Origin of the sequence: Paraburkholderia sp. SIMBA_053 (assembly GCF_046534895.1) — a bacterium.
Lineage (GTDB): Bacteria > Pseudomonadota > Gammaproteobacteria > Burkholderiales > Burkholderiaceae > Paraburkholderia > Paraburkholderia caledonica.
On the sequence record NZ_JAWRXU010000006.1, the window covers coordinates 206,753 to 221,198 of the forward strand.

The 14,446-nt window shown below is 61.1% G+C and carries 15 protein-coding genes and 1 tRNA gene; 5 read left to right on the forward strand and 11 right to left on the reverse strand.

Features of this window, described 5'->3' with window-relative positions:
• Positions 1-43 precede the first annotated feature (43 nt).
• The gene (locus SB753_RS20395; protein WP_410801537.1) at positions 44-706 is read right to left on the reverse strand and encodes a DUF2239 family protein; all 663 of its coding nucleotides are present in this window, start codon (positions 704-706) and stop codon (positions 44-46) included.
• Between the two features lie 84 nt (positions 707-790).
• The gene (locus tag SB753_RS20400; RefSeq protein ID WP_410801539.1) at positions 791-2,329 is read right to left on the reverse strand and encodes a diguanylate cyclase; all 1,539 of its coding nucleotides are present in this window, start codon (positions 2,327-2,329) and stop codon (positions 791-793) included.
• Positions 2,330-2,745: 416 nt separating this feature from the next.
• Here SB753_RS20400 and SB753_RS20405 point away from each other — a divergent pair, with 416 nt between their 5' ends.
• The gene (locus SB753_RS20405) at positions 2,746-4,521 is read left to right on the forward strand and encodes a methyl-accepting chemotaxis protein (RefSeq protein WP_410801541.1); all 1,776 of its coding nucleotides are present in this window, start codon (positions 2,746-2,748) and stop codon (positions 4,519-4,521) included.
• A gap of 106 nt (positions 4,522-4,627) precedes the next feature.
• Here the strand turns inward: SB753_RS20405 and SB753_RS20410 are convergent.
• From SB753_RS20410 to SB753_RS20430, 5 genes are all read right to left on the reverse strand, one after another.
• Positions 4,628-4,703, reverse strand: a tRNA-Ala gene (locus tag SB753_RS20410).
• 63 nt (positions 4,704-4,766) lie between these two features.
• Positions 4,767-5,117 carry a c-type cytochrome gene (locus SB753_RS20415; protein ID WP_088176127.1) on the reverse strand — a complete coding sequence of 117 codons (351 nt, stop codon included), beginning with the start codon at positions 5,115-5,117 and terminating at the stop codon, positions 4,767-4,769.
• The gene (locus SB753_RS20420) at positions 5,114-5,905 is read right to left on the reverse strand and encodes a BON domain-containing protein (RefSeq protein ID WP_087751703.1); all 792 of its coding nucleotides are present in this window, start codon (positions 5,903-5,905) and stop codon (positions 5,114-5,116) included. Before SB753_RS20420 ends, SB753_RS20415 begins: the two co-directional genes overlap by 4 nt.
• A 25-nt stretch (positions 5,906-5,930) precedes the next feature.
• Positions 5,931-6,518: a phosphoheptose isomerase gene (locus SB753_RS20425; protein ID WP_392392753.1), complete on the reverse strand. Its 588-nt coding sequence runs from the start codon at positions 6,516-6,518 to the stop codon at positions 5,931-5,933.
• Between the two features lie 238 nt (positions 6,519-6,756).
• On the reverse strand, positions 6,757-7,266 hold the full coding sequence (locus SB753_RS20430; protein ID WP_410801543.1) for a YraN family protein: 510 nt from the start codon (positions 7,264-7,266) through the stop codon (positions 6,757-6,759).
• On the opposite strand from SB753_RS20430, the gene rsmI reads away from it, so the two are divergent.
• Complete coding sequence (gene rsmI / locus SB753_RS20435; protein ID WP_020067189.1) at positions 7,265-8,143, forward strand: 16S rRNA (cytidine(1402)-2'-O)-methyltransferase; 879 nt, start codon at positions 7,265-7,267, stop codon at positions 8,141-8,143. The genes SB753_RS20430 and rsmI overlap by 2 nt on opposite strands.
• A gap of 136 nt (positions 8,144-8,279) precedes the next feature.
• Here rsmI and SB753_RS20440 read toward each other — a convergent pair whose 3' ends face one another.
• Positions 8,280-8,885 carry a septal ring lytic transglycosylase RlpA family protein gene (locus SB753_RS20440; RefSeq protein ID WP_408484610.1) on the reverse strand — a complete coding sequence of 202 codons (606 nt, stop codon included), beginning with the start codon at positions 8,883-8,885 and terminating at the stop codon, positions 8,280-8,282.
• Positions 8,886-9,529: 644 nt separating this feature from the next.
• Between SB753_RS20440 and SB753_RS20445 the strand changes: the two genes are divergently transcribed.
• From SB753_RS20445 to SB753_RS20455, 3 genes are all read left to right on the forward strand, one after another.
• Positions 9,530-10,174: an MBL fold metallo-hydrolase gene (locus tag SB753_RS20445; protein WP_027776755.1), complete on the forward strand. Its 645-nt coding sequence runs from the start codon at positions 9,530-9,532 to the stop codon at positions 10,172-10,174.
• Complete coding sequence (locus tag SB753_RS20450; RefSeq protein WP_288826991.1) at positions 10,171-10,800, forward strand: exonuclease; 630 nt, start codon at positions 10,171-10,173, stop codon at positions 10,798-10,800. The genes SB753_RS20445 and SB753_RS20450 overlap by 4 nt, the downstream gene beginning before the upstream one ends.
• A 90-nt stretch (positions 10,801-10,890) precedes the next feature.
• Positions 10,891-11,349: an Lrp/AsnC family transcriptional regulator gene (locus SB753_RS20455; RefSeq protein WP_006050474.1), complete on the forward strand. Its 459-nt coding sequence runs from the start codon at positions 10,891-10,893 to the stop codon at positions 11,347-11,349.
• Between the two features lie 150 nt (positions 11,350-11,499).
• Here SB753_RS20455 and SB753_RS20460 read toward each other — a convergent pair whose 3' ends face one another.
• The 3 genes from SB753_RS20460 to SB753_RS20470 form a co-directional block, all read right to left on the reverse strand.
• Positions 11,500-12,738, reverse strand: a complete 1,239-nt coding sequence (locus SB753_RS20460; RefSeq protein WP_408484614.1) for a cation diffusion facilitator family transporter — start codon at positions 12,736-12,738, stop codon at positions 11,500-11,502.
• Between the two features lie 298 nt (positions 12,739-13,036).
• A complete protein-coding gene (locus SB753_RS20465; RefSeq protein ID WP_020067195.1) occupies positions 13,037-13,339 on the reverse strand; it encodes an H-NS family nucleoid-associated regulatory protein in 303 nt (100 codons plus the stop codon).
• 397 nt (positions 13,340-13,736) lie between these two features.
• Entirely contained in the window at positions 13,737-14,399 is a 663-nt protein-coding gene (locus SB753_RS20470; protein ID WP_408419662.1) for a HugZ family protein, read from the reverse strand.
• Positions 14,400-14,446 lie beyond the last annotated feature (47 nt).

A 14,446-nucleotide genomic window follows, 5' to 3' on the forward strand; every position in this document is an offset into this window, starting at 1 on the left:
TGTGAGCGGTTTTTTTTCGCCTGTGCGCCGCGTTTGATGCGAGTCACATTGGCGGTTCGAACGCGTTGCCGGCGAGCCGCAATGCGTAGGCGCGGACGTCTTCGGGCCATCCGGCGATTTTCTTTTCGAAGCGTGGTTGATCGCCTGCATAGAGCGCGCGAGTGGCGTCCTCGTAATCCGGCAGGTTGCCGGCTACCGCCGTCATGAACCGATACGCCGCTTCTTGCGCCGCACGTTTGCGCTCGCGCTGCTCGCCAGTTCCGCGCGCCGTCTCCACGAGCTTGCGCAACGCGACCGACGCCCCGCCCGGCTGCGCGTTCAGCCAGTCCCAATGACGCGGCAACAAGGTGACTTCGCGCGCGACGACGCCCAGCTTGGGGCGTCCGCGACCGCGTGGTGTGTCGGGCTCGGCGTCTTCGTTGCTTGCGTTGCTGTTTGCATGGTTGCTTGCATCGTTGTGCGGATGAGCAGCGGACGACTCGCGAACTAGGCGCGCGACGATTTCTTCGGCAGTACCGCGCAGATCGAATTCGACCGGGGCGGCCGTGGCGTCGTCGAAAACGAGAATGGGCGCTCGCTCGCCTCGCTCGACTACTCCCTTGACGGCAATCGCGACTGCGGGCAACTCACCCGAGGCGATGAAGCGATGGCCCTCGAAGGCCGTGCAAGTGGTGCTGGTAGTGCTGGTGGGGCGATGCGTGGTCACGACAAACTCCGGTTGGGAAGTTGTCGAATTATATCCGGGTTAAATTAGAAAGCAACATATTACCCGGATAATATTGGTAGGAACTCAATGGCCGGCCACCACCGTGAAAGCGCGGCTCGTTGCCGACGCGCAGGTTCCTACAGTTGGGTGCGACACGACGCGGTTGCGGCCGCCGTCTTTGGCTGCATACAAAGCCTGATCGGCCGCGTTGACCAGCGCGCGACTCGTCGTGAACGCCTCGCCTTGCGTAGTGGCTACGCCAATACTGATCGTCAACACATGATGCGAGCTCGCGACATGCCCGAGCGCGAGTGCCTGGACCGCTGCGCGGATTTTCTCTGCAATGCAGAGGGCGCCCGCTTCGTCGGTGTCCGGCAGCAGAACGGCGAACTCTTCGCCGCCGTAGCGCGCCGCCGTGTCGCCGGGACGCCGTACCTCGTGCGTGATGCAGCGAGCTACGGCGATCAGCGCGTCGTCGCCGGCCGAGTGCCCGTACAGGTCGTTGAAGCCCTTGAAACTATCGACGTCGATCAACAGCATGGCGAGCGATCCGTCGTTGCGCTGCGCGCGACGCCACTCCTTCTCCGCGGCTTCCTCGAAGGTGCGGCGGTTGTCCATGCCCGTGAGACCATCCGTTCGCGCGAGCCTGTGCAACTCTTCTTCGGCGAGAAGACGGCGCCGCATCTGCTGCGCGAACAGCACGGCAAGCGCGATCAGCGTGAGATCGAGCGCGCCGATCAGCGAGCCGATGATCCATGCCCGCCGCCGCCAGCCGACGTAGATGTCGCGCGTGGACAGCGCGACATCGAGAATCAGCGGATACATGTCGATATGGCGAAACGCGTACCAGCGTTCGACGCCGTCGATTGCCGCGGTGCCGAAGAAGTCGCCGCTCGGCTGCGCGGCGAAGCGCGAATAGTTGGAGGTACCCGTCAGATTGATGCCGATCGTCTTTGGATCGTACGGACGCCGCATCAGCATCGTGCCGTCGCTTAGCATGAGAGCCATCGAACCGCCGGCGCCGAGATTCATCCCGTTGAAGAGGCTGCGGAAATATTTCAGCCGCATGGTGCCGACCACCACGCCGCCGAAGCTGCCGTCCGGCCGCGAAATACGCCGGCTCAAGCCGATGCTCATGTCAGTGCCCGTTGCGCGCGGCATGAACGGGTGACTCACATACAGACCCACGTTGGGCGAATCGCGATGCACCTTGAAGTAGTCGCGGTCGGCGAGATAGACATGGCGCGGCGTAACGGACTGCGAATCGAACTTGATATAGCCGGTTTCGTCGATCACGAGAATCGAGCCCATGTCTTTCGCGGATGCCGAACCGTCGAACAACACCATTTGCCGCAGCGAAGGCTCCAGTTCAAGCACGCGTGGCTGCTTGAGCCCTTCGATCACCGTGCGTATCGACAGGTCGTAGATCTCCAGATTGCGCGACACGTCGCGCTCCACCAGCAGCGAGACGTTGAACACGGAATCTTGCGCGCGCCGCAATGCGTCGTCGTGCATCTGCGCCAGCACCCACACTGCAATGGCGAGGATCGCGCTGGCCAGCACGCCACTAATCGCAATGATGTTGTTCGGACGACGCGTGACCATTGAGTTCGGTTTGGGCATGCGCGGTCTCACGCGCGAAAGGAGGAAGAGACGCGTCCATAGGGAATCGCGTATGGCGAACCCGTAGCGTAACAGAGGTCATCCTTACCCAAAGGATCGAAAAGACGGGTTTTTAGTGCCTAGTGCGCGTTTATGAGGCGCTTGCGGAGGCGCTTGTGAATCGCTTACGCGGCGGACCCGACGCTAGGTTCTATGCGAATTTCATGAGAAGTCCGTAATGGATTACCCCGCCCTCCTCAAGTCCGCTCTGCGCGGCCCGATAACCAGTAAATGGGATGCCGGTTTCGTGCTTGCACGCGACGGCAACACTGCGCAGGACCGTCGGGGAGTACGACGGTCACATAGACGCTCCCATGTCCGGACCTGAGAGTCCATCACGAAACGCCTACGTTTCGTCCTTGGAGAAGCAACAATATATGGCCGCCTTGAACCAGTTCAGTATTAAAGCGAAGCTAATTGCCGGCTTCGGCACGTTGTCCCTGATTGTCGTCGTGGTTGCGGGGCTTTCCCTCAAGTCGCTGAGCGATTCGACCGAAGGGTTCTCCAGCTTCGTGCGCGGCATCAACGCGCGCGCCGAGATGGCCGTGCAAGTGAGAACAGCCGTCGACCGTCGGGCGATCGCTGCCCGTAACCTCGTGCTTGTCGTGAAGCCCGAGGATTTCGACATTGAGAAAGCGTTGGTGGCGCGTGCCCACGAAGATGTATCGGCGAACCTGAAGAAGCTGAACGAGATGGTGAAGGCCTCCGACGCGAGCGACAAAGCGCGCAGCCTCGTGGCCGAGATGGACCGCGTGGAGACGGCTTACGCGCCCGTCGCGACCGAGATTGTCGGTCTCGCGCTCGCCAATAAACGCGACGAGGCGATCGCCAGGATGGACGATCAATGCCGCCCTCTGCTAGCGGCGCTGATCCGTGCGACCGATGCGTATGCGGACTACGCGCATTCGCGGCAGGAGGAGATGATCACCGGCTATGCGGCGCACTACGAGCACCAGCGCAACTTGCTCATCACGATTTCCCTGCTCGCGATCGCGCTCGCGGTGGGCGCATGCGTGGTACTCACGCGCGCGGTGAGCGGTCCGTTGAATCTTGCAATCGGCGTCGCGCGGACCGTGTCGCAAGGCGACTTGCGCACGCGCATTAACGTCGACGGCAAGGATGAAACCAGCAAGCTGCTCGGCGCATTGCGCGAGATGAACGAACGCCTGACGACGATCGTCGGACGCGTGCGCGATGCCAGCACGAGCATTGCGCACGCGGCGCGCGAGATCGCCGCGGGCAATATGGACCTGAGCCAGCGCACGGAAGAGCAGGCGGCGTCACTGCAGGAGACGGCGTCAAGCATGGAGCAACTTACGTCGACGGTGAAGCAGAACGCCGATAACGCGCAGCAAGGCAGCACGCTGGCCGCGAACGCGTCGAGTGTTGCGCAAAAAGGCAGCGCGGTGGTGGGCCAGGTGGTGAGCACGATGCAGGACATCAGCGACAGCTCGACGAGGATCGCGGACATCACCGGCATCATCGAAGGAATTGCATTTCAGACAAACATTCTTGCGCTGAACGCGGCCGTCGAAGCGGCGCGTGCGGGCGAACAGGGACGCGGCTTCGCGGTGGTTGCGAGCGAGGTGAGAAGCCTGGCTCAGCGCTCGTCGAGCGCGGCCAAGGAGATCAAGGATCTGATTGCCAATTCGGTGGACAAGATCCGCGACGGCTCGTCGCTCGCCGGCGAAGCGGGCAAGACGATGAGCGAGGTGACGGAGGCGGTGGCGCGCGTCACTGACATCATGTCGGAGATCGCGGCGGCATCGAGCGAACAGAGCCGCGGCATCGAGCAGGTGAACCTAGCGATCACGCAGATGGACAACGTCACGCAGCAGAATGCGGCGTTAGTGGAAGAGGCGGCGGCGGCTTCGCGGTCGATGGAGGAGCAGGGAGAGCAGTTGAATGAGGTTGTGGGGTTTTTTCGGGTTTTGGAGGGGGTGGGGGGTGGGGGTGCTGGGGCTGCGGGGGCTGCTTTGGCTGCCGGGGCTGCGGTGGATTCTGGTGGTCGAGAGAATGCGGTTGTTACGGGGCGTGCAGTTGTTGCGGCGGCGCCGCGGGTGGGCGCGTTGGCGGCGATCCGAAAGCCGGTTAGGGATGGAACGGTGCCCGTTGTCTCCGTCGGCGAAGATGCGAGGTGGGATCAGTTTTGATTTGGTGGGTTGGCGGGAAGCGTTTGATGGGAAATTAAAAAACCCCGGCAGGTTGAACTGCCGGGGTTTCTTGTTTTGAAGCTTGTGGTGTTGCTTGGAATCTGGTTGGTGGAGAGGAGGAGGATCGAACTCCCGACCTTCGCATTGCGAACGCGACGCTCTCCCAGCTGAGCTACCCCCCCAACGTGCAAATTATTCTAGCACAGGCATTTTCCGTTTTGCCAAGCCACCAACCCGGCAAAAACTCACTTGGAAGGTGCCCCAGCAAGCACCCAATCGACCACCGCGCGAATATCCGCATCGCTCATCGACTGATGCGCGGGCATCGGAATCATGCCCCACACACCCGAGCCACCGTCCTTCACCTTGCGCGCCAACTTTGCGGGAGCCTGGGCGTCGCCTTTGTATCTGGCGGCGATCTGCTGGAACGACGGACCGACTAGTTTGCGATCCACCGCATGGCATCCCATGCAGGCATTGGCGTTAGCGACCCGCTGGCCGCTCGGCATATCGGCAGCGTAGGCCGTCGATACAAACAAGCTCGCCGCCCCGAACATCAAAGAAGCGATAACAACGCCAACAACCCCGAGCTTCATTGCGGCGCCTTAGGATTGCCAGGATGCACCGCGTTCGAGTTCGTGACCGGTGCCGGCGCCTGCTGCTCGAGCGGCCTCGCGCTAACCGACGAGTCAGGAATCGTTCCAACCGTCGCCGCGGCAGCGTCCGGCTGCGACGCGGCAACAGGCGCTGTCGCCGCAGCCGCATTTGCCGCCGCTGCCTCTTGCGGCTGGATGTACTGGAAGACCTTCACGACCTGCGTAACGCCCGGCACCCGGCTGGCGACGTCCGCGCCGCGATTGCCTTCGTCCATCGTGACGAGGCCCATCAGATACACGGAACCACGCTCGGCGACGACCTTGAAATCGTTCGCCGAGATGTCCTTCTCGGCGATCAGCGCGGTTTTCACGCGCGTCTCAAGATACGTGTCATTCGTGCGCGAGGAGAATGAACTCGCCGGCATGATCGTGAGTTCGTTGACGATCGTATTCACGTTGTTCAAACCACGCACGATACTCTCGGCGCGCTGCTTGGACGCATCCCCTGCCACTTCGCCGGTCAGCAGCACGCGGCGGTTGAACACCGTCACGTTGACGTGCGCCGAATCCGGCAGATTCTGACTGATCTGCGAAAGCGCCTTCACCTGGATTTCGCGGTCCTCGGTCTGCGCGCCGATTGTGCGCCGGTCGGTCGCCATCAACGCGCCGCCGCCCGCCGCGCCCGCAACGGCGAGAAAACAACCCTGCAACGTCGCGGACAACCCCGCCGCAAACCCAACCACCAGCACGGTTCTCACCAGTGTCTTCTTGACGCGGAATACGCTCATCAACTAGCTCTCCTTCGGATCAATCTCAGTCTTCGCCCAGCAACATGGCATCGATGCCGTCGCATAGACAATGGATGGTCAGCAAGTGCACTTCCTGGATGCGCGCGGTGCGTTCTGACGGCACGCACACGTGGATGTCGGTATCGCTCAATACTTCCTGCATGCGTCCGCCGCCCTTTCCACTCAACGCGACAACAATCATCTCGCGCTCGTGCGCGGCTTCGATTGCAGCAATCACATTCGCGGAATTGCCCGACGTGCTGATCGCGAGCAGGACATCGCCCGGCTGACCCAACGCCCACACCTGCTTCGAGTAAATCTGTTCGAACGAATAATCGTTAGCGATGGCGGTGAGCACCGACGTATCGGTACTAAGTGCGACGGCCGGCAAGCCAGGCCGCTCGCGTTCAAAGCGGCCAATCAGTTCAGCGGCAAAATGCTGCGCGTCCGCCGCGGAACCGCCATTGCCGCACGCAAGAATACGGTTGCCATTGGCAAGCGCGGCAAACATCGTGTCGATTGCTGCGGCAATCGGCATCGACAAGGTTTCCAAAGCTTCGAGTTTGACTGCCGCGCTATCGCGGAAGTGTTGTTGAATGCGTTCGACTGACATCGAGTCTCTATCTTCTACCGCGAATAAGCCGCGACATGCGGCCGTGTTGTGAAGTTGTATGAATGAAGTCTTGCTGCAAGCAATAGCGCTCCACTGAACTTTAAGCGCAACGAACCGTGTGCGTTTCGACACCTCGCAAAATGCGCTGTGAAGCACGCTGAAATCTCACCATTTCGCCCCGTAGCTCGCACGCGAGCGCAAGTTTATCGCACTAACCCATGTTCTCCGCGCAATTGCGTCACACTTCGTCGGCGCGGAAAGCATCGCGTAACCAGACGAGGCGCCCCGCTTCGAACGCAATCACGTCAAAGCGGCAAGCAGGCTGATCCCGCGAATCCGAACGCTGAGTCGCAAGATAGTGCTGCGCTGCGCGCACGATTCGTTGCCGCTTCTGCCAACCGATGCTCGCAGCCGCGCCGCCATACTTGCGTTGCGCGCGCGCACGAACTTCGACGAATACAAGCGCGCCATCGCGCTCGCGCATCACGAGATCGATTTCCCCGCCGCGGCAGCACACATTGCGCGCCACGAACCGCAAACGCTGACGCTGCAAAAACTCCTGCGCACGCAACTCGAACGCCGCGCCGACGAGTTTGGACCCCGCCTGTCCGGAAAAGTTGTTCGTTATGGCGACGCTTGCGTTCGGCTTCTTCGTCGTCGCGTCGGCATTCCTCTCGGCGGCCGGAACGCGCGGCGCTGCGTGGCACAATGACGGCCTCATTCCGTCCGTTTGCGTTTTCTGCCTCATGACTCCTCTCTCTGAACTCGCGCAAGGACAGCAGTACCCCGCCGCCGCGCTGTATGTGGTGGCCACGCCGATTGGCAACGTCGCCGACATCACGCTGCGCGCGCTGCATGTGCTCGGACTCGTAGACCGCATCGCCGCGGAAGACACGCGCAACACCGGTCAGTTGCTCGCGCGCTATGGCATCTCGAAGCCGCTCATCGCGGTTCATCAACATAACGAGCGAGCCGCCGCGCAACGCATCGTCGAGCATTTGCAAGCAGGCGAGCGCGTGGCCTATGTGTCCGACGCGGGCACACCTGGAATCTCCGATCCGGGCGCAAAGCTCGTCGATGCAGCTCGCGAAGCGGGCTTCGCGGTGATTCCGCTGCCGGGCGCGAGTGCACTTGCCACTGCGCTGAGCGCGGCGGGGGATTGGGTCTCGACGTTCTCGTTCCTCGGCTTCCTTCCGCCGAAACCTAAAGCCCGCGCCGCCGCGCTGCAAACGCTCGCGCAGCATCCGCACGCAATGGTCTTCTACGAAGCGCCGCACCGCATCGTAGAAACGGTGCAGGCTTTGGCCGATGCGTGGGGCGGCGAGCGCAAGCTGCTCATCGCGCGAGAACTGACGAAGTTACACGAAGCCTTGCATTGCGGCACCCTGGCCGAAGCGCCAACGTGGCTCGCCGCCGATCCAAACCGCCAACGCGGTGAGTTCGTACTGGTGGTCGAAGGCGCGCAGCAGGAAACGGCCGGCGAGCACGATCACGACGCGTTGCTCGAGATGTTGCTGGAGGAGTTGACGGTGAGCAGCGCGGCCAGGATCGCGGCGTCGATCACCGGCGCGTCGCGCAACGCGCTGTACACGCGCGCACTGGCGCTCAAGAAAGAAGACGATTGAGAGAAACGGCAGCGCCTGACACGCAGCAGCAAAGATCAAACAAAAAGGGCCGCCCATATACATGAGCGGCCCTTCTTTTTTCTGCAGGCGGACGTAGTTCGCCATACCGACCGACGCAAACAGCGCCGTGCGCCTATTACTTCTGCGCGATGGGACCCGAATCGGACGCCAGCGTTTCGTCACGCGCCTGGCGCGCTTCGTCCTGCGTCACACCTTCGATCTTCACGCGCGCGGTGCCCGCGTGGCGCATATCAAGAACATTCGCTGCCGCCATCGACAGATCGATCACACGGCCGCGCGCGTACGGGCCGCGGTCGTTGATCCGGACAACGACGGAACGCGAAGTGGCGGGATTCGTCACTCGCACATACGAACCGAGCGGCAACGTGCGATGCGCGGCGGTCAGCGCGTGCATGTCGTAACGCTCGCCATTGGCGGTGCGGCGGCCATGAAAGCCGCGGCCGTACCAAGAGGCGCGTCCGGTCTGATGAAAGTCCGAAGCACCGGTACTGTCATCCGAAAGAGGCTTCGCATCGGCCAGCGATGGCCCTTGCGCGGCAGCATCGGCGGACGCCGGCGCGCTGCCGTAGGCTTGCGGTCCGAATGACGCAGCTTGCGCGTTCTTTGTGCGGAGCGGCACGGCGCTTGCGACACTGTTGTCGGCGCCCGGCGGCGTGGCGCAACCGGCCAGCACAAAAAAGGCAAAAAGTGTCCCCAGACTACGGGATAACCGAGTTTTCATAAGACGTGCAATCAAATTGTCGAGCCGCATCACGCGTAGTTGAGCGTGTTGCCTGCGACTCCGGCGGCAAAGGACGACAACGCGCCGCGCAGACGAGCGCAGAACGTCAAAGCCCGGATGCGGCTCATTCAGCCGCTACCGCACGGTTAATTTTCACGTCTGGCGCAACCTGTCCCCGGCAGCCTGACCAGACCCCACATGCCGCCATCGAACGTGGCAAACACGTTCTTGCGCGCAAGACTCAGCGTGCAGGAACGGCGGCGTAGGCCCCACCCAGCGTCACGACCGTAAGAGTCATAGCAGGCGCGTGGCGCCTGGCTGGGCAAGACGTGTGCATCGAAAGCTCGATACCTGATGGCCGTCCAAAACCGCGACAGCCCATACTTGAGTGGCGATCCGCGCTCCTATTTGTGATAGGGACGCATCGCCTTGTGGCAGCACGATTCCTCGTGCATGGGCTCCATTATACCCAAAACAGAATGCTGTGTTGCTAAGCGACTGAAAACCTTGATGAATCTTCACCATTGCTGCAAGAATGAGCAGACAAAACGCTGCGCCGCAAGCATTCGCGGGCGCCGGCGAACGTCGGCGCGGCGGGTCGAGACGCCGGTACAATCAACGTTTTCCCCGCGGCGCCGTCATTCATGAAAGTCACTTTGATCCCCGTCACGCCGTTCCAGCAAAACAGCTCGTTGCTCGTTTGTGAGGCAACCGGGCGCGCGGCCGTCGTCGATCCGGGCGGCGATCTGGACGTCATTCAGGCTGAGATCGCGCGCCAGAACGTGAGCGTCGAGAAAGTCTTCCTGACGCACGGTCACATCGACCACTGCGCAGGGGCGAAGACACTCGCCACGCATTACGGAGTGCCGATCGAAGGCCCGCATCCCGACGAACGCTTCTGGCTCGACAAACTGCCCGATCAAAGCACGCGGTTCGGCTTTCCGGCAGCCGATGCATTCGAGCCCGATCGTTGGCTCGACAATGGCGACACCGTGCAATTCGGCGACGAGACGCTCGAGGTCTATCACTGCCCCGGGCATACGCCCGGCCACGTGGTGTTCTTTAGCCGCGCGCATCGGCTAGCGCTGGTCGGCGACGTGCTGTTCGCGGGTTCGATCGGCCGCACGGATTTTCCGCGCGGCAATCATGCGGATCTGGTGCGCTCGATTCGCGAAAAGCTCTGGCCGCTCGGCGACGACGTCACCTTTGTCCCGGGCCACGGTCCGACGTCGACCTTCGGCGCGGAGCGGCGTAGCAATCCCTATGTTGCCGACGGAGTCGTCGCATGAGCAGCGAAATCTATGTCAGCACCGACGTCGAAGCGGACGGCCCGATTCCCGGTCCGCATTCGATGCTGAGCTTCGCGTCGGCGGCCTATACGGAAGACAAGCAACTCATCGCCACTTTCTCCGCGAATCTGGAGTTGCTCGAAGGCGCCGCGCCGCATCCCGTGCAAGAAGCGTGGTGGAAGACGCAGCCGGAAGCCTGGGCAGCGTGCCGGAAGGACTTGCAACGTCCGGAGGCGGCGCTCGCGGCGTATGTCGACTGGGTCGAGGCGCTGCCCGGCAAACCGGTGTTCGTCGCGATGCCGGCCGGCTTCGACTTCACCTACATGTTCTGGTACATGATGCGCTTTGTCGGCCGTTGCCCGTTCTCGTGGTCGGCGCTCGACATCAAGACACTCGCGTTCGCAATGACCGGCTTGCCGTATCGCAAGAACATCAAGCCGCGCTTTCCGAAACACTGGTTCGACGAACATCCGCATACCCATGTGGCGCTCGACGACGCTATCGAGCAGGGCGCGCTTTTCTGCAACATGCTGAAGGATCTGCGCGCAATGCAGGCCGCAGCCTCGGCGGCCGGCGTAGAAGGGGACGCGTCAGGACAAAATCCCGCTGAGGAACCGGCAAATTAGGTAATCTCCCTCGCTCAGGCCGTTTTGCATTGCGTTTCGTTTTCGCGCCCTCTACCATGCGGTGATACGGCGACGCCAACGGAGGCGCAGTTGACACTCGATACGTTCTCTCAAAAAATCCTGCGCCTTTTGCAGCTAGATGCACGCCGCTCGGTGCAAGAAATATCCGACCAGGTCGGTCTGTCGAGCACGCCTTGCTGGCGGCGCATCAAGGACATGGAGCAATCGGGCGTGATCCAGCGCTACACGGCGCTGCTGGATCGCGAGAAGCTGGGACTGCACGTGTGCGCGCTCGCGCACATTCACCTCACGCGTCATACCGAAGGCGGCGTCGAACAGTTCGAGCGGGAAATCGCCACTTGCCCGGAAGTGACCGAGTGCTACAGCACCACCGGCGAGTCCGATTACATCCTCAAGATCGTCGCCCCGGACATCAAGGCGTACGACACGTTCCTTCACGAACGCATCTTCAAGATTCCAGCGGTTGCTCAAGTACGCACGAGCGTCGTGCTGCGCGAAATCAAATTCGATACGCAACTACCGCTGTGATATGCGCGGACGTGCGCTGAGGTTCGCTGTGTTGGATAGCCGCGGGCAGTTTAGTTGCAGCACAAACCGGTGCGGCTGCGTGCGGTGGCTCGTTCAACGAGGGTTGCAGCGGCGTTCGACGCGTCGCGTCGAGTTGCATCCTCTCGCGCCTTAGCTGGTGCCGTGCGGGACCGTGCTCTTGTGACGATCCGCACCCGCGCCGGCCTGCGTCGACGAACCGCTTTGCGCCGACGGTGTGTCGACTTCGCGCAGTAAATCGAGCTTGCGCGCGCCAAGGCGGCGCTTGAGCGCGGCGAGGTCGACACGTTCAAGCGCCCCCATGCTTTCGCCGTTGTCATGGCGCAAGGATCGCGCGGGCAGTACGACTTCGACGTCGAGCCCGGTGCTCAGATAATGAATGTTGACCGCCGCGGCCTTGAGGCCGACCGTCGCCAATGCCGCGTTCACGTCGGCAACGATCCGCTCGCGCGAAGGCAACCCGACCGGCGGATGCGCGACCGCATCGTTCTCGGGATCAACGTGGATCAGCGCGTCGAGCACACGGTTGTCGCTCAACACACGCAGGCGTGCACTTTCGGCGATGTAATGCCCTTCGGACACCGAGATCAGCGGATCGACCAGAATATGTGCGTCGACTAGCGCGAAGTCGCCCATTTTTCGCGTTCGTAGTTCGTGGACGTCGCGCACGCCCGGCGTCGACAGCAACAGTGCGCGCATGTCGGCAGTGGCGGCTTCGTCCAGCGCGCGGTCCGACAGATCCTGCAGCGCGTCCCACCCGAACATCCAGCCCATGCGCGCCACCATGAAACCGACGATTGCGGCAGCGATGGGATCGAGCAGCCGCACGCCGGCGAGACTGCCGAGAATGCCGAGCGCAACCACCAGCGACGATGCCGCGTCCGAGCGCGCATGCCACGCGTTCGCAATCAGCATGGCCGAGCGCACGCGCTGCGCCTCGCGCAGCATGTAGCGGAACAGGCCTTCTTTGGAAAAGAGCACGAGCACTGCCACGAACAGAGCGCTCAGATGAACGGCCGGAATGTTGTCGAGATCGGCCAGGCGAGTGCCGGCACGCCACAACATGCCGACGCCGACTGCAATGAGCAGCGCGCCAAGAAATAACGAAGCGACCGTTTCGTAACGGCTATGCCCGTAATTGTGATCCGCATCCGGCTTTGCGCCGCTGTGCCGATTGGCGAACAGCACGACAAAATCTGAAATCAGATCGGCAAGAGAATGGATGCCGTCGGCCACGAGTGCCTGTGAGTGCGCGAACACGCCGATGGCGATTTGCAGCGCCATCAATACGGCATTCAGCGCAATACTGACAAACGTACTTTTGCGCGCGACGCGGTGTTTCTCGGCGGACTCAACGGCGGCGGAGGGCATCTTGAAGAAAGCAGGAGTTCAATGCCTACATTCTACCCGCCGGGCCTTCTTAAACTGCACTGACTCGAAAAACATCCATAAAAATCAGCCGCTTATGAAAACGAAAACTATTCGCATTCCAATTACGCGAAGCACCACGTACGGCGATTTTTTGGGCGACTTAGACGCGACAATGAAAAGGTCGCGTTCTGAACAGCACGCGACCTTTCATGACGAGGCAGCAGCGCTTAGGCGTCCGGCTCGTATTCGTATTACATTTAATGGGGCAGCCATTTACATCTGAGTAATTCCGAGGGAATTACTTTTGAATCAGAAACTTCTCACGATCGAGACCGGCAATCCACCGCGGCGGTTTGCCGCGTCCGGACCACGTGCTGCCGGATTCCGGGTCACGATATTTCGGTGCAACGCCAGCGCGCGGACGCGCGGCTTTGGCGCCTTTAGGTGCGCGACCGCCGCCCAGTTCGCTGAGCGAGATGCCGTAGTCGGCCATTTTCTGTTTGATTTCGTTCAGCACTTCCGCGTATTCGCGCGACTTAGCCTCTTCGATCTGCTTTTCAAGCTTCTCTCGCTGCGCGAGTAGTTCCTTGTAGGAAGACATAGGTTCCCTTGTGGTTTGAATTAACGACTGCCAGTCTTAAGCCAGCTTGCCCTTTGAAGGTGTTCATGCCTCGGAATTTGAACGCGAGATTAACACAAAATAGAAAGACTACAAATGCATCGGCGTGAAACTAATACTTGTTCGTTTCAAAAACTTTCCGTTAGGCGCCGTGTCCCCGTGTTCCCTTTCATTTGGCTATGTCCGCAATTTGCAGCGGAAGGCCTTGTCGTGTCGGTAATTATGGGATTAATTATCAGCAGATGAAAATTAAGATACGTTTCAACGGCCAAACATGTCATTTCATGAAAGCTTTGATATGAGACCACGTAACATATTGCGATAGAACTTTTCCGCCGTCTTTTCTGGGATAAGGTCTTTGGCAATCGGCAATAAACGCCTAATCTGTTTGTCGCCTCATGCAATCTTCTAGCGCCGCGTGCAAGGTTTCCCGATCTGGCATTCCGCTGTCGAATGGAAAACGTTTGCGAAGCCCGTCTTTTCTTAAATCAGCGCCATACCGGTCCACGCCGATGAGCTGATAACCGGATCGGTTTAAAAACGCATCGGTGAATTCACCTATGAGAGCCTCTTCCTGATCGGATTCCAGCGCGGGCAGCGGGTCCAGTTCGTCGCCGCCAAGCCACCCCATCGCACCGAACCCGCCGATATAGCGCAGGCGGTCGAGCGTCATGGTCCAGAACGTAAAGTCGCCGAGAACGAGGTAGCGCTCCGCGTCAGGGTGATAGCGCAGATAGCGCGCGACGAGTTCCGGCGCCGGATCGACCGGTTCAAACGTCCCCAGCAACGTGACGCGCTGCCCATTGAGTACGTCGCCGTCGGGCGCGTCGACAACGAGAAAGCCGGCCCGCGGGTCCGCATGCAGGTTGTGCGTATGCTCCGCGAGCCGACTCACCAGAATCGTAGGCCGGTGGCGCGCGTCTGGCGCGAATGGCAGCACGGAGGGATAAGGGAAACCTTCCGGCTGGCGAGCGTGCGTCGCGAGGGTACCGACGGCGGAGGTATGCAGCAGGTGCAATGGCGCTTGTGCGGGAATGTTCAATTGCTTTCCTTGTTGAATGATCTCTGCTCGCCTGAGACCCCGAAAGC

Coding starts and splice junctions, on each gene's coding strand:
- SB753_RS20400 (WP_410801539.1), bottom strand. CDS start 2,329: ATGCCCAAACCGAACTCAATGGTCACGCGTCGTCCGAACAACATCATT.
- SB753_RS20405 (WP_410801541.1), top strand. CDS start 2,746: ATGGCCGCCTTGAACCAGTTCAGTATTAAAGCGAAGCTAATTGCCGGC.
- SB753_RS20415 (WP_088176127.1), bottom strand. CDS start 5,117: ATGAAGCTCGGGGTTGTTGGCGTTGTTATCGCTTCTTTGATGTTCGGG.
- SB753_RS20420 (WP_087751703.1), bottom strand. CDS start 5,905: ATGAGCGTATTCCGCGTCAAGAAGACACTGGTGAGAACCGTGCTGGTG.
- SB753_RS20425 (WP_392392753.1), bottom strand. CDS start 6,518: ATGTCAGTCGAACGCATTCAACAACACTTCCGCGATAGCGCGGCAGTC.
- rsmI (WP_020067189.1), top strand. CDS start 7,265: ATGACTCCTCTCTCTGAACTCGCGCAAGGACAGCAGTACCCCGCCGCC.
- SB753_RS20430 (WP_410801543.1), bottom strand. CDS start 7,266: ATGAGGCAGAAAACGCAAACGGACGGAATGAGGCCGTCATTGTGCCAC.
- SB753_RS20440 (WP_408484610.1), bottom strand. CDS start 8,885: ATGAAAACTCGGTTATCCCGTAGTCTGGGGACACTTTTTGCCTTTTTT.
- SB753_RS20445 (WP_027776755.1), top strand. CDS start 9,530: ATGAAAGTCACTTTGATCCCCGTCACGCCGTTCCAGCAAAACAGCTCG.
- SB753_RS20450 (WP_288826991.1), top strand. CDS start 10,171: ATGAGCAGCGAAATCTATGTCAGCACCGACGTCGAAGCGGACGGCCCG.
- SB753_RS20460 (WP_408484614.1), bottom strand. CDS start 12,738: ATGCCCTCCGCCGCCGTTGAGTCCGCCGAGAAACACCGCGTCGCGCGC.
- SB753_RS20465 (WP_020067195.1), bottom strand. CDS start 13,339: ATGTCTTCCTACAAGGAACTACTCGCGCAGCGAGAGAAGCTTGAAAAG.